Here is a 19,260-nt window from a genome sequence, read left to right as displayed (position 1 = left end):
ATGATCCATGCGCGCTACACCTCCATGCGCCACTCGTTCCATTCGTCGAAGAGCTCGAATCCCATGGCCTCGTTGATGGCGAGCATGTGGCTGTTGCTGGTGGCGTTCCAGGTGATGACGCGTTCGAGGTGCGGCTCGCGCTCGCGCAACCACAGCAGGTTGCCCAGCTTGAGCAGCAGGCCGAGGCGGTGGCCGCGGTGCGCGCCGAGCACCGTCGTGTCGGCCTGCTCCGCCCAGCCGTCAGAGCGGTCGGCGTCGAGGTAGATGCGCGTGTAGCCCGCCGGGGCGCCGTCGGAGTCGCGGCGGGCGATCGAGGTGTAGCAGGTCCGGCCCCCGGGGACGATGCCCTCCTCGCGGTGCAGCAGGCGCTCCGGGCTGAAATTCGAGTCCTCGACGCCGCTGTCGCGCGGGGCGTCGTTCATGCCGCCCATCAGCGTGACGAGGTCGGGTACCAGCTCGGGGCCCGCCGGCCCGGAGAACCGTTCGACGTGGTAGCCGGCGACCTCGGGGATCATCCGTTCGAGCGCCGCCCAGTCCACCTTGCGCAGGTCGAGCATGCGGCGGGCCTCGACGAGCGCCACCTCCATGCCGCGGGCGCGCGCGAAACGGGCGCCGGCGCCGGTGACGGGTGTCTCCGCCAGCAGCAGCCGCCTGCCGTGATGGCGCAGGCGGCCGAGCACGTGCCCGAACAACTCCGTCCCGAGCCCGCGCCGCTGGTGTTTGGGCCGTACGGAGAAAGGGAAGATCGTGCCGAGGTGCGTGTTGTCGAGCAGCGGGAGCGACAGGCCGTAGCCGCCGACGACCCTGCCGTCCTCCACGGCCACCCAGACCTCGGCCCGCCCGCCGGGCCTGTGCGCGCAGAAGTCCCTGCGGAAGCGGGGGAGCGGCGGCTGGGGACCAGGGTCGTCCGCGGAGGCGGCGGCCACATAGGCGTCGTACAGGCCCGCGACCATCTCCTCCGGCGGGTCGTCGAGGTCGATCGGCTGGATCCGCATGAGGCCAGCAAAGCGCACCAGCGGCGGTCCGGCGACAGGTTTTCCGCCGCCTACTGGCGGTAGTTCTCCACCTCGCCGGCGGGCCTGGCCGCGGCGTCGTCGGGGTCGTCGCCCGCGTTGCGCCTGGCCCGGCGCTGCCTGAGCAGGTCCCAGCACTGGTCGAGGGCCATCTCCAGCTCCTTGATGCGCGCGTGTTCCTCGTCCGTGGTCACCTCGCCCGCCGTCAGCTTGTCGCGCAGCTTGTGCTCCTCGCTGACCAGGGCGCTGATCCTGGTGAGAATCTCGTCGTCCCGCATGCTCAAGACTCTAATCACCCCGTGATAGAAGACGCACTATGGCTGGTATTGCGCTGGTAAGGAAGCCCGGTCCCCGGATCGCCGAAGGCATCGTCACCCACATCGAACGCGAACCCGTGGATCACCGGCGGGCCCTCGCGCAACATGACGCCTACGTCGAGGCCCTGGCGGCCGGCGGATGGCGGCCCGTGTACGTGCCGCCCGCCGACGAGCTGCCCGACTCTCCGTTCGTGGAGGACGCGGTGGTCGTGTCGGGGCGGCTGGCCGTGCTGACCAGGCCCGGAGCGCCGGAGCGGCGGCCGGAGGTGGACTCCGTGGCGGCGGCCGTACACGAGCTCGGGCTGACGGCCGTCAGGATAGCGGCCCCCGGCACGCTCGACGGCGGCGACGTGCTGCAGACCGGCGCCACCCTGTACGCCGGCAGGTCGGCGCGCACCAACGACCAGGGGATCGAGCAGCTGGCGGCCCTCCTCCCCGAACGCGAGGTCGTGCCCGTGAAGATGCGGGGCGTGCTGCACCTGAAGTCGGCGGTGACCGCGCTGCCCGACGGGACGCTCATCGGAGATCCCCGGCACGTGGACCTGCCCGACCTGCTCGTGCCGGAGGAGGAGCCGGGTGCCCACGTGGTGCCGCTCGGCGGCGACCGCGTCCTGATGGCCGCCTCGGCGCCCCGGACCGCCGCCATGCTCGAACAGCGCGGACTCGCCGTGACAACCGTCGACATCTCCGAGTACGAGAAACTCGAAGGCTGCGTGACCTGCCTCAGCGTCCTCATCCCGGACTGACGCCTACGACCCTTCCCCGGACAGGCGACGCCTCGCCCGACCGCTTCTCACCATCCGAGACCCGGGACGGCGCATGGCGAGACGTCTGGTACCGTCGTTGGCATGCTGCGCGGCCTCCTGCTTAGCTGCCGCGGCGGGGGCCTCTAAGGCCGGCTCCCTCGCCGCGGAGCCTGTCGTGCGCGTCGGCCGCTTCCTTCCGTCCGAAACAGGAGCAGCAGCCATGACCGCCCAGCAACCCAGCCCTATGCCCATCCATCGCTACCAGCCGTTCGAGCCCGTACGCCTGCGCGACCGCACCTGGCCTGACCAGGTCATCACCAAGGCCCCCCGCTGGTGCGCGGTTGACCTGCGCGACGGCAACCAGGCCCTGATCGACCCGATGGACCCCCACCGCAAGCTCCAGATGTTCGAGCTGCTGGTACGCATGGGCTACAAGGAGATCGAGGTGGGCTTCCCCGCCGCCTCGCAGACCGACTTCGACTTCATCCGGCAGATCATCGAAGAGGGCCGCGTCCCCGACGACGTGGTCATCCAGGTGCTGACCCAGGCCAGGCCCGAGCTGATCGAGCGCACCTTCGAGTCGATCGAGGGCGCCAAGCAGGCCATCGTCCACCTGTACAACTCCACCTCCACCCTCCAGCGCCGCGTGGTCTTCGGCCAGGACAAAGACGGCATCACCGCCATCGCGGTCGAGGGCGCCAAGCTGGTGAAGAAGCTCGCCGACGCGACCGACGTCGACGTGCGTTTCCAGTATTCCCCGGAGTCGTTCACCGGCACCGAGCTCGAATACGCCGTCGAGGTGTGCGACGCGGTCACCGAGGTGTGGCAGCCCACCCCCGACCGTAAGACCATCCTCAACCTGCCGGCCACCGTCGAGATGGCCACGCCCAACATCTACGCCGACCAGATCGAGTGGATGCACCGCAACCTCAAGCGCCGCGACTCGATCATCCTGTCGCTCCACCCGCACAACGACCGCGGCAGCGCCGTGGCCGCCGCCGAACTGGGCTACATGGCGGGCGCCGACCGCATCGAAGGCTGCCTGTTCGGCAACGGCGAGCGCACCGGCAACGTCTGCCTGGTCACGCTGGGCATGAACCTGTTCTCCCAGGGCGTCGACCCCGAGATCGACTTCAGCGACATCGACGAGGTCCGCCGCGTCACCGAATACTGCAACCAGCTGCCCGTCCACCCGCGCCACCCATGGGGCGGCGAGCTCGTCTACACCGCCTTCTCCGGCTCCCACCAGGACGCCATCAAGAAGGGCTTCGAACACCTCGAGAAGGACGCCGTGGCGGCGGGCGTGCCGGTCGACGACTTCACCTGGGCCGTCCCCTACCTCCCGATCGACCCGAAGGACATCGGCCGCACCTACGAAGCGGTCATCCGGGTCAACAGCCAGTCGGGCAAGGGCGGGGTCGCCTACATCATGAAGGCCGACCACCAGCTCGACCTGCCGCGCCGGCTGCAGATCGAGTTCTCCAAGGTCGTACAGGCCCGCACCGACACCCAGGGCGGCGAAATCAGCCCCGCTGCGATGTACGACGTCTTCCGCGACGAATACCTGCCCAACCCCACCAACCGGTGGGGCCGGCTCAGCCTCATGGCCCACCGCCACGAGTCCACGGAAGAACACGACCGCATCAGCGCCGACGTCCGCCTCGACGGCGAGATCCGCGAGGTGACCGGCACGGGCAACGGCCCCATCTCCGCCTTCATCGACGCCCTCGCCCAGGTCGGCATCCGGGCGCGCGTCCTCGACTACGTGGAGCACGCGATGAGCGCGGGCGCCGACGCCAAGGCCGCCTCCTACCTGGAGTGCGACGTGGACGGCCAGGTGCTGTGGGGCGTGGGCGTCGACGCCAACGCCACAACCGCCGCCCTCAAGGCCATCATCTCCGCCGTCAACCGCGCCTTCCGCTGACCCACCCGCCCGGGCCCTTCTCCTGGGGCTCGGGCCTTTATACGGCGAGCTTGCAGCCGTGCACCTTGCTGTAGCGCTGTTGGGCGATACGCATAAGCTCGACCAGATCTTTGATCCCATCCCTGCCCTTGGCGACCTGGGGCAGGTAAATATCGATCATACGTTGTTTGTCGCCACAGCGGAACATGGCGCTCACTCGGTACGGCTGATCGGTGAACGGGGCACTCGACACGTATGCGGCCATGCCTTCCCCAAGATTCGGAGGGAGCCTGACTCCTTCGTGATCGGTGTAGAGCGGAATCCTGTCCTCAATCATGAGGAAGTTGAGATGTTGCAATGGCATTCCAGGGCCTTCTTGCCTCCACCACACCTTTAGGGGTCGGGACGCTGCCTCAGGAGCTCGGCAGTCGCCGTTTCTTTCAGTGCCGTTGATCCTCTCATTGAGAGGTTCGGTTATGCCGCTGGCAAGGTGAAGCGCCTGCTCAGGTATAAGTTTGCAGACATATGGTGCGGAATCCATGACTCGTTGTGGAATTGGTGCTGGGGTAGAGACGATCTGCTTCTCAGGTGTACAGGCTGCAGCGAGAAACACGAGAGCAATAACGGCGATAGGAAGGCGGGAACGCCTCATCTGCTACCTCCTGATGCGGAGATTTCGAGATCGAGGTAATCGTCCACTTCGCTGGTGCTTCGAAAGGTTTTGCTGAAAATATTGTGCAGCTCGCTACTTCCTCCCGTTTCGCGAGTCCATTCGAGGAAAGCGCTGTACTGCTGAGGAGTCATCTCGGTGAAAGGCTTGATCTTGTGCGGCAGCCCGACCGTGAACGCCTGCTTGCTCAGGTCCAGCCCGTCGAGCAATCCCTTGTTCAACATGGCTGTGGCGAGCATCTGCTCTGCCAGCCTCTCCACCCCCAGTCGGTTGTCCGCTAGTCGTCGTTGTGTTTCGTCGAGGCTCTGTCCCTGCTCGGACATTTGATGTGCAACTTGACCGGCGAGTTGGTCGTATGCACTTCCGGTGAGCTTGTCGTACGCCTTGTCAATCAGCTCGCTGAAGGCTCCAGTGGCCAGTTCGCCTACCTGTTTGGCGCCCGGCACTGGAAGCAGCCCCAGTGCGTTGCTCACCATGGTCTTCAACGCCTCATCCGCCTTCTTATCGTCTAGCCCCTTGGCCATCAGCATCTGGCGGCGACTCTCCACGATGTGCGAGAAAGGACGTGCCTCTTCCACCGACCGGTCTGTGAGGAACTGCATGACATCGGTCCTATCAACCCGTCCATTTTCGTTGAGATCGAAGCGTTTGACGTCCGCCCTGGTGAAACCGAGTCGTTCGGCGTTGGAGGCGTTGAGGCCGACGGGAGGCACTGTGGCGAGCGCCGCTCGCATGTGTTCGGTCTGTGCGCGTATCAGTGCCTCGAACCCGGCGTCGTTGGAGGTGGCGAGCAGCAACGCATAAGACATGTCTTGCGCCGCGACCGGGCCGAAGGTCGCGTGGTTCAGGTAGAGCCGGGAGAGTTCGTCGATGTTGGCCGAAATCGCGCGGGCCAGGGGATAGCTCAGGGCCGTGTAACGATCAAAAAGGTTCCGGTTCCGGATTTCCAGATTGCCGCTGTCGGCCTTGCCGAAGGCGCCGCGTACCTCGTTGGAGAGGATCTTCGTCATGTCGGCGGCCAGCTTCCGAGACGTGGCGTCCTGGCCGGTGGTCGCGGTCACCAGCAGGTCGTTGAACGGCGCGTGGTCCTTCGTGTGGAGGGCGGCTTCCCAGCGGGTCGTCAGCAGGTAGTCCAGGACGGATTCCTTCCACCCGGGCGGAGTGTGGTTCAGCAGGGCATGGGACGCTTCCCGGCTGGACTTGGCCGCGTGGAACAGGTCGTCGATCACGGACGACCGTGCCTTGGCGCCCGGAGCCCCCGCATGGGTTTCGGGTCTCAGCAGGGTGCCGAGGCCGAGTGCGCCGGCCAGGTCGATGATGGGGATTTGGGTTCCTGCGAAGAAGCGGCCCAGAGGATCTCTGCTCGCCGCCCATTCGTCCTTACGTTCCTCGTGCTCATAGACGATCACGTCGCGTCCGACGGTCTCCATGAACCCCTTCGAGTACGGTGGCTTACCGTCGTGGGCTCGCCAGATGAGCGCCTGCGCCTGGTAGCCGGAGTACGTCGTGCCGCCCGTCTTGTGCTGGGCCCGGCCCTGCTGCACGAGTTGCTTGAGGAATCCGGCGCCCGCATACGCCGGATTCTTGGGATCCGTTCCTCTGGCCAGGGCGGCGCTCAGCATGCGCAGCGCCTTGCTGCCTCCGCTGGCGAGCTGAGCGACGCGTCCGGCGTCGCCGTGGGCCCTGGCGTCGCGCAGCTGGGCGGCGAGCGAACCGGGGAGCCGCGTCAGGCCCTGGGCGCCCAGCGTGCCGAGGAACGCCTTGACGAACTCCGCATCTCCTCCTCTTGAGGCGTATTTCTCTAGCTTGGCCAGCGCCTCGGAATCACCGTTGGAGGCCTTCAGCGCCGCGCGGCCGGCGAGCGTGCCGTCCAGCAAGCCTTTGGCAGCCTCCAAACCGTCGGGCATCTCGAGAAAGCTTCCGGCGGGCGTGCTTTGGCCGAAAGTGATCCGCTGCCGTTGGAGCTCGTGGACGAGTTTCTGCCGCCGCCGTAGATCTTCGGCCTGTGTGGTGACTCGCCCGGCCAGCTGCCGCAGCCGCGCCGCCGGTGAGGTGTCGAGCCCTGCGCTGCGAAGTTCACTGTGCAGAGCCTGGGCCAGTTCTTCCAGCCGCCTGGCCGCCTCGGTGTGCTTGCTCGTCATCGTGTCGAAATCGGGCTGCTTGACCCCGGTGAACTCGGTCATGGCTTGTCCGGGATGGACGCCAGCTTCTGGTCCGCGCTGTGGACGGCCTGCCTGAGCAGGTCGCGCAGCTCGCGCTGGTCGGCGTGGAGCTGGGCGTCGAACCGGCCGCCCGTCGGCCCCACCCACGCGTCCCTCTCCATCAGGCGGCAGGACGGATCGAGCGACCACCAGTGCTCGTCGGACAGCCGCTGGATCCGCTGCGCCACGGCACGCATCGCCTCGCGATCGAGGTCAGCCACGATGATCCCCTCGCACGGTTCGCTGCGCTGGAACAGGTCAGGAGGCGGCACGTCGCCCACATCATTCGCACGGTAATCAACAGCGCATCAACAAAACAAGTTGAACCCCGGTGAAAGGTATGGCGCGTTCGAAGTTTGCCCGCAGATAGGGATATCAGCCTGGCTGATGACAGTTTCGCTCCGGGTGTGGCGAAGTGCAGAGTCATCGTACGATTCTGCTGATGTGCGACATACCACGACGTGCTGCTAGACGCCCGACTAGCCTTCACCGGGATATCCCCTGAGCGGCGGAGGCTGCGACCCTGTCCACCAGGGACGGACCTCCCCAGTCATCCGCGCTCAATTACATCTGAGTGAGAAACACGCCAGACGCCGGGAGAAAGAACCACACCCGGGCGCTGGCGGTGACCAGCATGAACGTCAACTGTGTGTCACTATGCTCACCGTCAAACCTTGCGCCCGCCACCGGTGCGGGTTGCCATTCCCAGCTTCGCAAAGGCAGGAATGCGGTGAACGAAGAGGTACGGATCCTCGCCTTGATCACGCGTCTCCGGGCGCTCGAGGCGAGCACGCATGCCGGAGACGGCACTTCCATGATGACCGACATCGCCCAGATGCAGGCGGATATCGCCGACATGCGGGCCGAGATGAGACACCACCTCGCGGCTCTCTGCGACGAACTCGCCGGCCTCCGCCGCCATATGGACAGCTGCTTCGCTGTCATCCGCTCCGAACTCATCCCCAGGCTCGGTGCGCCCCCGCCCGAGATCAATTAGCCGTCCTGAAAACAACCGGTTTTCTGGACGGCTTGCTCAGGCCGGCGAGGGAGGTTCGACACGAATGCAGGACGCATCGGGAACATCCCTCGTTGGGCCAGCGGTAGTCAGTCGAATTCGCCGCTCTTCACGCCGCTGATGAAGGCGTTCCATTCGCCTGGGGTGAAGATGAGGGCAGGGTAGGTGGGGTTCTTGCTGTCACGGACGGCTCGGTGTCCATGGGACAGTTCGGCGACTTCAACGCAGTTTCCACCGTTGCTGCCCGAGTAGGAGGACTTGATCCAAGTGGCTGCCCGTAGCTCCTGGGTCAGCTTGTCCATCGCTGCGTTGTCTCCTTGATCAGGTTTACGGAATCGCGCTGGGACAGTGCTTCGGAACGGATCCCTTCATAGCGCAATGCTAGAGTTTTGACACTCTCTGTCCAGTCTGTTACCTGAGCGTTGGAGGCGGCTTCGACGTATGCCGTGTCCGGGGTTCCGTGAGCTTGTGTGACAGCGAATCCCCCAAGAAGTCCGGTCGTGCAGTAGGCGTCGAGAGGGAGAACCTGGATGGTGATCCGGGGCGCCTGGGATGCTTCGAGAAGGCGAGTGAGTTGCGCGGCCATCACGGCGCGACTGCCGATCGGTCGGTGGAGGACGCCCTCGTCAAGTACTACCCAGAGGAGGGGTGGTCTGGGCCGCCGGAGGATCGATTGCCGTTCCATGCGCGCGGTCAGGTGCTCTTCAACTTCCTCTGCTGTCGCACCAGGTTCGCCGCTCAGAATGGCCCGAGCGTAGTCCTCCGTTTGGAGCAGACCGGGCACGATGAGCGGCTCCCACGTTCTGATTGTCTCTGCTGTGGCCTCGACGTCGAGCCAGGGGCGGAACCACGACGGAGCCGATGCGTGGCTCACCATCGGCCAGAGCCGCATCAGCGCACCCTCCGCCTCGAGCATCTCGTCGCAGAGCCGGGCGAACTCCTCGGTCGGCGACCGCCTGGCTGTCTCGATCATGCTGTTCGTGCCGACGGAGTAGGACACCGCCTTGGACAGGCGGATCTGGGACCATCCGCGGGCCTTGCGTGCGGTATCGCCGCAACTCGAAGCCGAACAGTGCGGTAGGCGAGTCCGCAGGACATAGCTCGCTTTCCTTGGGCACCTGACCTCCGGGGTCCACCGGCGTTTCAACCGGAGCTTCACTACAACGGTTGATGGCATGTCAAAGTCAATTCACTACTGAGTGTAGTCAAAGCTTGGGATCGTCGTAAGGCAGATAGAGGTCGGCTACATGGAGTGGGTGAAACCGTGCAAGCAGCGAGCGCCGAGCCGAAGGCCATCGCTTCGATTCATCTGGCGGGCATTCGTGAGTCCGTTCCCCGGGCACGCGCCGAGGTGCGCAGATGGCTGGGAGATGACCACCCCGTGGTCGACGAGGCCGTGCTGGCCGTGTCCGAGCTCGTGACGAACGCCCTTCGGCACTCCAACGCCAAGCCGTACACCCTGATCGGCCTCACGGTCGCGGCGGCCGGTGGGGCGGTCTACGTCGGCATGCGGGATCCCGGCTCCACGTTCTCCGCACCCCATATACGGCAGGAGCCGGAGGCGGAGGATGGCCGCGAGCTGCTGATCATCAATCGGATCGCCCAGGAATGGGGTGTGCGGGAGCACGGCCACGGGCTTGGCTGCACCGTGTGGTGCGCCATCCGAGCCGTCCCTCCTCTCGCCGCGTCGGCGCCCGCACCGGCCGAAGGTTCGGCTGAAGATGTGCCGCCGGAGATCCCTTAGCTGGTCGACTGCCGGAAGGTCGTCGATCAACTTCGTGACCATCCGTACCCCAGGATCAGAAGCGCAGATCCTCCCAGTCGATGGTGAGGGGGAGCGGATTGGTGATCGTGGGGGCGGGATCGGCTTCGGTCATCAACGTTCCCACGCTCTTGTAGAGCATCGAGGCAGGGTCGAGCCGGTAGCGCTCGATGGTGGACACACCGGTCTGATCCAAGTGGACGATCCAGTAGTGAGGGATGCCTGCCTTGGCGTATTCGGCGACCTTGTCGACGGTGTCCTGGGTTATGGAGCCGGGTGAGACGATCTCGACGACCAGCAGCGCGTGATGGGCCCGCAGTTTCTCTCCACGCTCCTCATCCAGGCATCGGTACACCACGACGTCGGGGTGCCGGTTGAGCAGCGGTACGTCCCGCAGCCGGAGATCCACGTCGTTGGCGACGGTGAGGCACTCGTGCCCACGGCTCATGGCCTGCCTGGCGTGGCGCTCCAGAAGGTTGGCCAGTCGTCGGCCGGCGATCTGGTGCCCAGGGGACGGAGATTAGCGATAGACCACGTATCCGTCCACGATCTCGATGGCCCGTGAGATCTCCTCTGGGAACTGCTCGTAGTCCTCGGCGGAGATGCGACTGGGTTGAGGGCGGATGCTGTGGATCCAGCTGTCTTCCGGCAGGGCTGCCATCGGCGCTCCTCAGTCGCAGGTGGTGACGTCAGCTTACGGAGAAATCATCGCCGACGGCTCACGGTGACCTGGGCAACACCCGGTTAGTGAACGTTGCGTTTCTATGGAAGGACGTTTACTCTCCTTAGAGAACGGTTCGTTCTCTAAGGAGCGATGTCATGGGCTTCGTGCTCTCGGGCCTGATCCTGACGATGTTGCTGGGTGCGCTCGACCAGACGATCATGGCGCCCGCGCTCCCCGCCGTCGCGGGTGACCTGGGCGGGCTCGACCAGATGCCGGTCGTCGTCACCGCCTATCTCGTCGCGGCCACCGTGGTCATGCCCGTCTACGGCAAGCTCGGCGACAGGTACGGTCGCAAGCCCGTCATGCAGGTGGCCATCGTGGTGTTCGTGTTCGGGGCGGTGCTGTGCGCGCTGGCCACCTCGATGCCGCAGTTCATCGCCTTCCGGGCCGTGCAGGGGCTGGGTGGCGGCGGGCTGATGATCGGCGCCCAGGCCATCATCGGCGAGATCGTCAGCCCGCGCGAGCGGGGCCGCTATCTCGGTTTCATCGGGGCCGCCTACGTCGTGGCCGCCGTGGGAGGGCCGCTGATCGGGGGGCTGTTCATCGACCGGCTGAGCTGGCGGTGGATCTTCGCCATCTATCCGCCGCTCGGCCTGATCGCGCTGGTCGTGCTGAGCGTGACGCTGCGGCTGCCGAAGCCCCGCGCGCGGGCTCCGCTGGACGTCGCGGGCGCGCTCGCCCTGGCCGTCGCCGTGGTCGGCATGGTCATGGTGGGGCAGACCCGCGACCCCGTCTACCTGGTCGTGGCCACCGCCGGGCTGGTCGCCTGGCTGGTCAGCGCCCGGTACGCCAAGGACCCGATCCTGCCGCTGCGCCTCTTCCGCGACCGGGCCTTCGCGATCCCCGTGGCGATCAGCCTGCTCATCGGGTTCGCGCTGTTCGGGACGATCACGTACATGCCGGCCTACCTGCAGATCGCGGCGGGCACCAGCGCCACGCAGGCGGGCCTGCTGGTGACCGCGCTCATGGGCGGCGTGCTCGCCACGACCGTCGTGTCCGGCCGGCTGATCACGCGGACCGGGAAGTACAAGCCCTATCCCGTCGCCGGCACGGCGGTGGCCGCGGCAGGGCTGGGGCTGATCGGCCTGGCCGGCGCCTCGCCGCTCGCGCTCGCCCTGGCCATGTTGCTGACCGGGCTGGGCGTCGGGCTCGTCATGCAGACCATGGTGCTGGCCGCGCAGAACGCCGTCGAGTACGCCGACCTCGGCACCGCCACGTCGTCGGTGACGTTCCTGCGCCAGATCGGCGCCTCGGCGGGGGTCGCGCTGGTGGGGGCACTGATCACCATGAGATCCGGCATCGCGGCCACCGACCCGGCCGTCCTGCCCGCCGGCGTGCGTGAGGCCTTCGCCGCCGCCGCGCCGCCGGTGTTCGCGGCCATGGCGCCGCTGCTCGCGGTGGCGTTCGTGCTCGCGCTGGCGCTGCCGGCGCGCCCGCTGCGCACCACCGCTCACGCCGAGGAAGAGGCCGTGAAGCCGAGAAGAGGCCGTGAGTGAAAGCCGGTGCCGAGAAGAGGCCGCGGCTGGAAGCGAGGGGACGGCCGTGCAGGAAAGCCGGGGACAAGCCGCGGGTGCGGGCGGTGGACGAGTTGTGGGTGCCGGCGGTGGGCCGGTGGACGCAAACGGTGGACAAGTCATGAGTACGAGCCGAGGAGATGCCGTGAAAGCGGAGAGAAGCCATGAAAATCAGGAAGATGCCATGAAGCTCGTCGCACCCCTGGACGCCTTCGGCCATGACGATCTGGCCGTGGCCGGTGGCAAGGCCGCCAACCTGGGCGAGCTGGTCAGGAAGGGCCTGCCCGTGCCGGGTGGCTTCGTGGTCACGACTCACGCGTACGAGCAGGTCGCGCAGGGCCACGACACGCGCGAGCACTTCGAGCGGGTGGAGTTGCCCCCCGGCCTGCGGCAGGCGATCGCCGACGCCTACGCCGGGCTCGGCGGCGGGCCCGTGGCCGTGCGCTCCAGTGCCACCGCCGAGGACCTCCCGGGCGCCGCGTTCGCCGGCCAGCAGGACACCTACCTCAACGTCGTCGGGGAGGAGGCGCTGTTCGACGCGGTGCGCCGCTGCTGGGGTTCGCTCTGGACCGAGCGCGCGATCGCGTACCGCGCGAAGCTCGCGATCGACGGCTCAGGGGTGCGGATCGCGGTGGTCGTCCAGAGCATGGTCGAGGCGGAGATGGCCGGGGTCATGTTCACCGCGAACCCCGTCACCGGCGACCGCGCGCAGCTCGTCATCGACGCCAGCAGCGGTCTCGGGGAGGCCGTCGTCTCCGGCCTCGTCACGCCTGACCACTATGTGGTCGACGCTTCGGGACACGCCGACTTCACTCCGGGCCGCCGCGAGGTGGTCATCCGCGGCACCTCCGGCGGCGGCGTCGCCCGCGAGACCGGCGCGGCGGCCACCGCCGAGCGGCTGCCCGACGCGGTGATCGCGGAGCTGACCCGGCTCGGCAGGGAGGTCGCCGACCACTTCGGCCGCCCCCAGGACATGGAGTGGGCGTACGCGGGCGGCCGGGTGCACCTGCTGCAGGCCCGCCCGATGACCGCGCTGCCGCCGCCACCGGTCGGGAAGCTCAACCCGATCCAGCGCCGGCTGGTGACCGTCCTGCTCGAATATCTCCCTGAGCGGCCCTATCCGATCGACGTGACGACCTGGCTGCCGTACGGCCCGGCCGGGCTCATGCGCAAGGTCACGTCCTCGTTCGGGATCAAGGGCGCTTTCGAGAACTTCCTGAGCGAGGAGGACGGGGTCGTCTACCGGCTCGTGCCGCCGAAGCCGCATCCGTCGCCGAGGATGTTGCTCACCCCGTTCCGGCTTCTGGCCAGGGCCAGACGGTACGACCCCGCCCGCTGGACCGAGGACCCGCGCTACCGCACCTTCCTCGCGCAGGCCAGGGAGCTGGCCGCGCGCGATCTCGCGTCGATGCCGTGGGAGCGGCTGATCCGCGTGCCCAGGGAGACGCTCGACGTCGTGCAGCCGGTGGCCGGCCTGCGCATGGACTACCTGCCGGGCTCGGGGCTGGCGCTGCTGCGGCTGCTGGTGACGGTCCGGCGGCTGGGTCGCCGCGAGGCGTTCGGTGACCTGCTGGCCGGGGCGCGCACCCGCACCACCGACGCCAACGAAGCGCTGGAACGGCTCGCGGAGGTGGCCAAACGCACCGGCGCGCTCGACGCCGACCCGCTGCCCGCCGAGTTCGAGGCCGAGTTGCGGGCGTTCCTCGCCGAGTACGGCCACCGCGAGACGTCGAGCCCCATCCTCGTCACCCCGCCGACCTGGGCGGACGCTCCGGAGGCCGTGCTCGGCCTGGTCAAGGCCCTGGCCGGCGCCCCACCCGAGAGGAAGGAGGGCGACGACGCGCTCGACCTCCTGCTCCGCCACCCTCGCCTGCGTTCGGAGCGCCGCCGCGCCAGGGTGCGGCGGCGGGTGGCGGCGGCTCGCGCGGGCGTCGCCTTCCGCGAGGACAGCCACTTCTCCTTCACCCTGCCGCAGCCCGTCCTGCGCAGGTCGCTGGTGGAGATCGGTCGCCGCCTGGTCGGCGTGGGGGTGCTCGACCGTCCTGAGGACGTCTTCCACCTGCGGCTGGAGGAGCTCGAAGCGATCGGGGACGTGACCGCGTTGCCTCCTGAGAGCCGGGAGCGGCTGCGCGGGACGGTCGCAGAGCGGGCGGCCAAGCGGGAGGAGCTGTCCGGCGTGCGGCTCATCGACCCCGCCGCGGTCTTCCCTCCCCGTGAAACGGGCGACGCGCTGCTCAGCGGGGCGCCCGCGAGCGGCGGCGTCGCGACCGGGCCGGTGAAGCTGATCAGGGAGCCGGCCGACTTCGGCAAGCTCAACGGCGGCGACGTGCTCGTCTGCCCCTACACGAACCCGTCGTGGACGCCGCTCTTCCAGCAGGCGGCGGCCGTGGTCGTCGACACCGGCGGCGCCGGCTCGCACGCGGCGATCGTGGCCAGGGAGTACGGCATCCCCGCCGTCATGGGCACGGGCACGGGTACGTCGGTGCTCCAGGACGGGGAGATCGTCACGGTCGACGGCGGTGCGGGCACGGTCGCCCGCGCTACCTAGGATGCAGGTCATGGTCACCGACCACCGCAAGCGTCCGCGGCGCCGGGGCGAGGCGCTCAACGCGGCCATCCACAAGGCGACGCTCGACGAGCTGGCCGAGGTCGGCTACGCCGGGCTGACCATGGAGCGGGTCGCCGAGCGGGCCAGGGCCAGCAAGGCCTCGCTCTACCGGCGCTGGCCCTCCCGCATCGAGCTGGTGATGGAGGCGGTCTACAGCTCGCTGCCCACCCCGGAGTCCTCGCCCGACACCGGCAACTTCCGCGACGACCTGGTGGCGATGCTCCGCCGTACGGCACAGGCGTTGTCGGGTCCGGCCGGCGAGGCGATGCGCGGGCTGCTCGGCGAGGCGCTGCGCAACGAGTCGCCGCTGAACGCCATGCGGAGGAGCAGCCAGGGCGCCGGGAGGAGGATGATGGAGGAGATCGTCCGCCGGGCCGTCGAGCGCGGCGAGGTCGATCCCGGCGACGTCACCGCCCGGCGGCTCGACGCCGGGCAAGCGCTGCTGCGGCAACACTTCCTCTTCGAGGGCACGCCCATCCCGGACAGCCTCGTGGTGGAGATCGTGGACGAGGTGCTGGTGCCGCTGCTCAAGCGGGGGTAGCCGGCTCGCCGCGACCCTTGCTCAAGCGGCGGTGAGCCGGTCCGTCGCGGCCCGGCCCTGCCTGAGCGCGAGCCGCGCGGCCAGCCCGGCCATGCAGACGCTGACCAGCGCGCCGGCGGTGACCGCCGCCACGAACGTCCACGGCGCCCGCGTCAGTCCGAGCAGCATCAGGGCAGCCACGGGCAGCCAGGCCAGCGTGTTGATGATGGCCGCCACCGCGAGCACGGTGGCGCCGGTCCTGACTTCGGACGTCAGCGGGGGTGCCTGCGCCGCCACGGCGATCACGGGCAACGAGAACGCCAGGACGGGCGGGATGAGGAAGCCGCCCGTCATCGCGTTGCCCAGCGGTCCGGCGGGGTAACCGGCGTCGGCGAAGGCCACCGCATAGTAGATGGAGCCCAGCAGCGTGATGGGGACGGCGACGGCGACCGCTGTTCTGACCACTTGCCGGGCCGTCACCTGCGTCATGAGCCCCTGCCCTGGGCTGCCCAGGGCGCTGGAGGCGGCGAGCACGACCGGCGTCACCGCCAGCGCCCCCATGAGCCCCGCCGTGACGAACAACGACATCGCCGTCCCCTGCAGCGTGTGGGCGAGTGCCCCCATGTGCGTGGCCTCGGCCCAGACGCGGTGGAGGCTCTGCGGGTCGCGCACCCCCGGATTCCACAGGAGCAGCAGAGCGGTTCCCAGCATGCACAGGACGGCGGCCGCGGGAATGCGGAACGGTCGCCCTCCTGGGATGAGCCGGTGGTGGAGCCACGCGTCGGCGGCGCCCCCGACCAGGTCGAGCACCGTGCGCACGCGCACCGGCCGGGAGGTGACCAGGTCGGCGACCTCCTCGCCGTAGCGCTGCCGCCACGCGTCCGGATAGAGGCTCAGCACCGACTCGGCGATGATGCGCAGGATCACGACAACCCCCAGGAGACCGCGGTGCGCCGCACGCCCGCCTGCTCGATGCGCCGCAGCGTGGCGAGTTGCTCGCGCAGCGCGTCACGCCCGCTCTCGGTGATCCGGTACGGCTTGCGCCGCTCGGCGGTCTCGACGGGCTCGATCCATCCGCGCTCCTCCAGCCGCATCAGCGCGCCGTAGAGCGTGCCGGGCTCCAGGGCGGTCCCCGAGAACTGCTCGATGTCGTGGATCATCCGGTAGCCGTGTTTCTGCCCCTCGGCCAGGCTGATGAGCACCAGCAGCGCCACGTCGGTGAAGCGGCCGAGCTCGGATGTCTTCCGTGCCATGTATTCAGTAAAACTTAGTAAGTGTCACTGAGCAAGCCCCATCGTGGCCGCCGCGAGGCGCATCGCGTGCTCGAACGCCGTCCTGCGGTTCTCGATCACGTTGTTGAACTGGCCGAACACCTCGAAGTTGACCCATCCGTACAGCGCGGTCCACGCGGAGACGGCCTGCCAGATCACCGCGTCGGGCACGCCCGGCATGAGCTCGCGGAACGAACCGGCGTCGGGTTCGAGCTCTTCGGGGCCCTCGTCCGGCGGCGGGGCGATCGCGCCGGCCTCCCAGGCGTCGGAGACGATCCGGCCGTACGCGGCCACGTCGCGCACCCTGGCCGCGATCGTGTCCTGGGGCGCCTGGTAGCCGGGCACGGGGGAGCCGTAGATCAGGGCGTATTCGTGCGGGTGCGCGACGGCCCACTCGCGCACCGCGTGGCAGGCGGCCAGCCACCGTCCGGGGAAGTCGTCGCGGGGGCAGGCGGACTCGGCCTGCTCCACGGCCTCGCCCAGGGCGTTGTAGCCGTCGACGATCAATGTGGTGAGCAGGTCATCGCGGCTCGGGAAATAGCGGTAGATGGCGGATGAGACCATGCCCATCTCCCGCGCGACGGCCCGCAGCGACAGGCCGCCCGCCCCCTCCGTGGCGAGCTGGCGCCGCGCGATGTCGGTGATCTCCCTGGTGAGCTCGGCCCTGACGCGTTCTCTTGCGGTACGGCTGGCAGTCATGCACAGCAGGCTATCAGAGCGGTGTCAAAATTCGAGAGCACTGCTCTTGACGAACATTGCTCTCTTAAGCGAGCATTGCTCTCGCAAGCGAACGGGTGGTCTCTGGAGGTCCCGATGCTCAGTCTCGCCAACCATGCCAACAGGGCGCTGATGTTCCTGCTGGAGCTGGGCGTGCTGGCGTCGGCCGGTTACTGGGGCTTCACGCTCTCCCCCAGCTGGGCGATCAAACTGCTGGCCGGACTCGGTGCTCCGGCGCTGTTCGTCGCGGCGTGGGCGCTGTTCGGCGCGGGAGGCGGCGCCAACGCCACCTTCCCGCTCACCGGTCCGGCACGCGTCGCGCTCGAGATCGTGTGGTTCGGTGGTGGCGCGGCGGCGCTCCACGCCTCCGGGCTGACCACCTCCGCGGCCGCCTTCGCCGCGCTCTTCGTCGTCAACGCGGTTCTCCGCATCATCTGGAAGCAGGTCTGATCATGGGTAAGCACGTCGTCGTGGGCTCCGGCCAGGTCGGCTCGCACCTCGCCGCCAAGCTCGTCGCGCAGGGGCACGAGGTCGTCGTCGTGACGCGCTCGGGCCGCGGCCCCGAAGGGGCGGTCAGGGTGGCCGCCGACATCGCCGACCAGGCCAGGCTCATCGAGATCGCCAGGGGCGCCGACGTCCTCTACAACTGCGTCAACCCCCAATACCACCGCTGGCTCACCGACTGGCCGCCGATGGCCGCGTCGTTCCTGGCCGCCGCGGAGTCGAGCGGGGCCGTGCTGGTGATCCTGGGCAACCTCTACCCGTACGGGCCGGTCTCCGTCCCGATGACGGAGGATCTGCCGCTCGCCTCCACCACCCCCAAGATGCGGGTACGCGCGAAGATGTGGACCGACGCCCTGGCCGCGCACCGGGCGGGCCGCATCAGGGTGACCGAGGTGCGTGGCTCCGACTACTTCGGTCCCGGCGCCACCGACCAGTCCTACCTGGGCGATCGGTTCATCGCGCCGCTCAGGGCGGGCCGGGCCATCCCGCTCGTCTGGCCGGCCGACGTCCCGCACAGCTGGACGTACCTGCCGGACGTGGCCGACGCGCTGATCACGGCGGGCGGTGACGAGCGGGCCTGGGGCAGGCCGTGGCACGTGCCCACCGGCGCGCCGCTGACCTTCCGCCAGCTGGGGGAGAGGATGGCCGCGCTGCTGGGGCGGCCCGCCCCCCGGATGAGGCAGCTGCCGTGGCCGCTGATGTGGGCGGCCGGGCTGTTCTCGCCCTTCATCGGCGAGCTGAAGCACACGCGCTACCAGTTCGTCGCGCCCTACGTGCTCGACTCGTCGGCGTTCGAGCGTACGTTCGGCGTGGCGCCCACCCCGATCGAGGCGGCGCTCAAGGCTACGCTCGACGTGTGAAGACAGCCATGATCGGCCTGGGCGACATCGCGGAGAAGGCCTACCTTCCCGTGCTCGCCGCGCAGCCCGCCCTCGATCTGCACCTCTGCACGCGCAACACGGCTCGGCTGGACCGGCTCGGCGACGCCTACCGGATCGCCGCCCGGTCGTCGAGCGTGGACGAGGTGATCAAGGACGGCGTCGAGGCGGCGTTCGTGCACGCCGCCACCGACGCCCATCCCGAGATCGTCGAGCCGCTGCTCAGGGCGGGCGTCCACGTCTACGTCGACAAGCCGATCGCCTACACCCTCGCCGAGTCCGAGCGTCTCGTGCGGCTGGCCAGGGCCGAGGGGAGGTCCCTGATGGTGGGCTTCAACCGCCGGTACGCGCCCGGATATGTCGGACTTGCCGCTCACCCCCGTCATCTCATCCTCATGGAGAAGAACAGGGCTAATCACCCCGACAAACCCCGGCGGGTGATATTTGATGACTTCATCCATGTGGTGGACACCCTCCGCTTCCTCGCCCCCGGCCCCGTCACCGACACCACGATCAGGACCCGCGTCCGCAACGGCCTGGTCGAGCACATCGTCCTGGAGCTGTCCGGCGACGGCTGCACCGCCATCGGCGTCATGAACCGGGCCGGCGGGGTCTCCGAGGAGTCCTGCGAGGCCATGGGCGACGGCGCGAAGCGGCGCGTGGTCAACCTCGGCGACGTCATCGACCACCAGGGCGGCGAGACCCTCGCCAGGCGGCCCGACTGGGTGCCGGTGGCCAGGCAGCGCGGCATCGAGCAGATCTGCCTGGAGTTCCTCTCCGCCGTACGCGAGGGCCGGGTGATCGACGCCGGCGACGCCCTGGCCACCCACGCCCTCTGCGAGGAGATCGTCGCGCGCGCCGCCTGACCCGCGCCTGTCGCCGGAGCACCGGCCTGAC

General features: G+C 68.5%; 22 protein-coding genes. 9 read left to right on the top strand and 13 right to left on the bottom strand.

Annotated elements, in window-relative coordinates:
* Nucleotides 1–14: 14 nt before the first annotated feature.
* A complete protein-coding gene (locus ACZ6SA_RS02930; protein ID WP_465826302.1) occupies nt 15–995 on the bottom strand; it encodes a GNAT family N-acetyltransferase in 981 nt (326 codons plus the stop codon).
* Nucleotides 996–1,045: 50 nt separating this feature from the next.
* Entirely contained in the window at nt 1,046–1,291 is a 246-nt protein-coding gene (locus ACZ6SA_RS02925) for a DUF2630 family protein (protein WP_347641721.1), read from the bottom strand.
* Between the two features lie 38 nt (nt 1,292–1,329).
* Here ACZ6SA_RS02925 and ddaH point away from each other — a divergent pair, with 38 nt between their 5' ends.
* Both ddaH and leuA read left to right on the top strand, forming a co-directional pair.
* Nucleotides 1,330–2,076 carry a dimethylargininase gene (gene ddaH, locus ACZ6SA_RS02920; protein WP_465826299.1) on the top strand — a complete coding sequence of 249 codons (747 nt, stop codon included), beginning with the start codon at nt 1,330–1,332 and terminating at the stop codon, nt 2,074–2,076.
* A 220-nt stretch (nt 2,077–2,296) separates the two neighbouring features.
* Complete coding sequence (leuA, locus tag ACZ6SA_RS02915) at nt 2,297–4,000, top strand: 2-isopropylmalate synthase (protein WP_443150303.1); 1,704 nt, start codon at nt 2,297–2,299, stop codon at nt 3,998–4,000.
* Between the two features lie 37 nt (nt 4,001–4,037).
* Here the strand turns inward: leuA and ACZ6SA_RS02910 are convergent, their stop codons facing one another.
* From ACZ6SA_RS02910 to ACZ6SA_RS02885, 6 genes are all read right to left on the bottom strand, one after another.
* Nucleotides 4,038–4,343, bottom strand: a complete 306-nt coding sequence (locus ACZ6SA_RS02910; RefSeq protein ID WP_465826297.1) for a hypothetical protein — start codon at nt 4,341–4,343, stop codon at nt 4,038–4,040.
* Nucleotides 4,344–4,627: 284 nt separating this feature from the next.
* Nucleotides 4,628–6,832 (bottom strand): hypothetical protein, encoded by a 2,205-nt coding sequence (locus tag ACZ6SA_RS02905; RefSeq protein ID WP_465826295.1) that lies wholly within the window; start codon nt 6,830–6,832, stop codon nt 4,628–4,630.
* Nucleotides 6,829–7,071 carry a hypothetical protein gene (locus tag ACZ6SA_RS02900; RefSeq protein WP_347641726.1) on the bottom strand — a complete coding sequence of 81 codons (243 nt, stop codon included), beginning with the start codon at nt 7,069–7,071 and terminating at the stop codon, nt 6,829–6,831. Before ACZ6SA_RS02900 ends, ACZ6SA_RS02905 begins: the two co-directional genes overlap by 4 nt.
* A 446-nt stretch (nt 7,072–7,517) precedes the next feature.
* Nucleotides 7,518–7,772, bottom strand: a complete 255-nt coding sequence (locus ACZ6SA_RS02895) for a hypothetical protein (RefSeq protein ID WP_347641727.1) — start codon at nt 7,770–7,772, stop codon at nt 7,518–7,520.
* A gap of 182 nt (nt 7,773–7,954) precedes the next feature.
* Nucleotides 7,955–8,167 (bottom strand): DUF397 domain-containing protein, encoded by a 213-nt coding sequence (locus ACZ6SA_RS02890; RefSeq protein WP_347641728.1) that lies wholly within the window; start codon nt 8,165–8,167, stop codon nt 7,955–7,957.
* Nucleotides 8,155–8,838: a DUF5753 domain-containing protein gene (locus ACZ6SA_RS02885; RefSeq protein WP_465826292.1), complete on the bottom strand. Its 684-nt coding sequence runs from the start codon at nt 8,836–8,838 to the stop codon at nt 8,155–8,157. Before ACZ6SA_RS02885 ends, ACZ6SA_RS02890 begins: the two co-directional genes overlap by 13 nt.
* A 291-nt stretch (nt 8,839–9,129) precedes the next feature.
* On the opposite strand from ACZ6SA_RS02885, the gene ACZ6SA_RS02880 reads away from it, so the two are divergent.
* The gene (locus ACZ6SA_RS02880; RefSeq protein ID WP_465826290.1) at nt 9,130–9,609 is read left to right on the top strand and encodes an ATP-binding protein; all 480 of its coding nucleotides are present in this window, start codon (nt 9,130–9,132) and stop codon (nt 9,607–9,609) included.
* Between the two features lie 55 nt (nt 9,610–9,664).
* Here ACZ6SA_RS02880 and ACZ6SA_RS02875 read toward each other — a convergent pair whose 3' ends face one another.
* Both ACZ6SA_RS02875 and ACZ6SA_RS02870 read right to left on the bottom strand, forming a co-directional pair.
* Nucleotides 9,665–10,126 carry a Uma2 family endonuclease gene (locus ACZ6SA_RS02875; protein WP_465826634.1) on the bottom strand — a complete coding sequence of 154 codons (462 nt, stop codon included), beginning with the start codon at nt 10,124–10,126 and terminating at the stop codon, nt 9,665–9,667.
* 21 nt (nt 10,127–10,147) lie between these two features.
* On the bottom strand, nt 10,148–10,288 hold the full coding sequence (locus ACZ6SA_RS02870; protein WP_465826289.1) for a hypothetical protein: 141 nt from the start codon (nt 10,286–10,288) through the stop codon (nt 10,148–10,150).
* Between the two features lie 158 nt (nt 10,289–10,446).
* On the opposite strand from ACZ6SA_RS02870, the gene ACZ6SA_RS02865 reads away from it, so the two are divergent.
* The 3 genes from ACZ6SA_RS02865 (at nt 10,447) to ACZ6SA_RS02855 (ending at nt 15,014) form a co-directional block, all read left to right on the top strand.
* Nucleotides 10,447–11,847, top strand: coding sequence for an MDR family MFS transporter (locus tag ACZ6SA_RS02865; protein ID WP_347641730.1), 1,401 nt, complete (start codon nt 10,447–10,449; stop codon nt 11,845–11,847).
* Nucleotides 11,848–12,049: 202 nt separating this feature from the next.
* On the top strand, nt 12,050–14,413 hold the full coding sequence (locus ACZ6SA_RS02860) for a PEP/pyruvate-binding domain-containing protein (RefSeq protein ID WP_465826288.1): 2,364 nt from the start codon (nt 12,050–12,052) through the stop codon (nt 14,411–14,413).
* A gap of 1 nt (nt 14,414) precedes the next feature.
* Nucleotides 14,415–15,014, top strand: coding sequence for a TetR/AcrR family transcriptional regulator (locus tag ACZ6SA_RS02855; protein WP_347641732.1), 600 nt, complete (start codon nt 14,415–14,417; stop codon nt 15,012–15,014).
* Between the two features lie 21 nt (nt 15,015–15,035).
* On the opposite strand, the gene ACZ6SA_RS02850 is transcribed toward ACZ6SA_RS02855, so the two are convergent.
* The 3 genes from ACZ6SA_RS02850 to ACZ6SA_RS02840 are packed head-to-tail and all read right to left on the bottom strand — an operon-like array spanning nt 15,036 to nt 16,963.
* The gene (locus ACZ6SA_RS02850) at nt 15,036–15,920 is read right to left on the bottom strand and encodes a hypothetical protein (protein ID WP_465826286.1); all 885 of its coding nucleotides are present in this window, start codon (nt 15,918–15,920) and stop codon (nt 15,036–15,038) included.
* Nucleotides 15,917–16,246, bottom strand: a complete 330-nt coding sequence (locus ACZ6SA_RS02845; RefSeq protein ID WP_347641734.1) for a PadR family transcriptional regulator — start codon at nt 16,244–16,246, stop codon at nt 15,917–15,919. The genes ACZ6SA_RS02850 and ACZ6SA_RS02845 overlap by 4 nt, the downstream gene beginning before the upstream one ends.
* Nucleotides 16,247–16,270: 24 nt before the next feature.
* The gene (locus tag ACZ6SA_RS02840; protein WP_347641735.1) at nt 16,271–16,963 is read right to left on the bottom strand and encodes a TetR/AcrR family transcriptional regulator; all 693 of its coding nucleotides are present in this window, start codon (nt 16,961–16,963) and stop codon (nt 16,271–16,273) included.
* Between the two features lie 114 nt (nt 16,964–17,077).
* Between ACZ6SA_RS02840 and ACZ6SA_RS02835 the strand changes: the two genes are divergently transcribed.
* From ACZ6SA_RS02835 to ACZ6SA_RS02825, 3 genes are read left to right on the top strand one after another with little or no spacing between them, the layout of a single operon-like run.
* Nucleotides 17,078–17,431, top strand: coding sequence for a YrdB family protein (locus ACZ6SA_RS02835; RefSeq protein WP_347641736.1), 354 nt, complete (start codon nt 17,078–17,080; stop codon nt 17,429–17,431).
* 2 nt (nt 17,432–17,433) lie between these two features.
* Nucleotides 17,434–18,345, top strand: coding sequence for an NAD-dependent epimerase/dehydratase family protein (locus ACZ6SA_RS02830; protein ID WP_465826284.1), 912 nt, complete (start codon nt 17,434–17,436; stop codon nt 18,343–18,345).
* Nucleotides 18,342–19,229 (top strand): Gfo/Idh/MocA family protein, encoded by an 888-nt coding sequence (locus ACZ6SA_RS02825; protein WP_465826282.1) that lies wholly within the window; start codon nt 18,342–18,344, stop codon nt 19,227–19,229. The genes ACZ6SA_RS02830 and ACZ6SA_RS02825 overlap by 4 nt, the downstream gene beginning before the upstream one ends.
* Nucleotides 19,230–19,260: the final 31 nt, after the last annotated feature.

The organism is Nonomuraea sp. NPDC049378 (genome assembly GCF_055586745.1).
The sequence above is the reverse complement of the archived record's forward strand: the minus strand, read 5'-3'. Positions and strand labels throughout refer to the sequence as shown.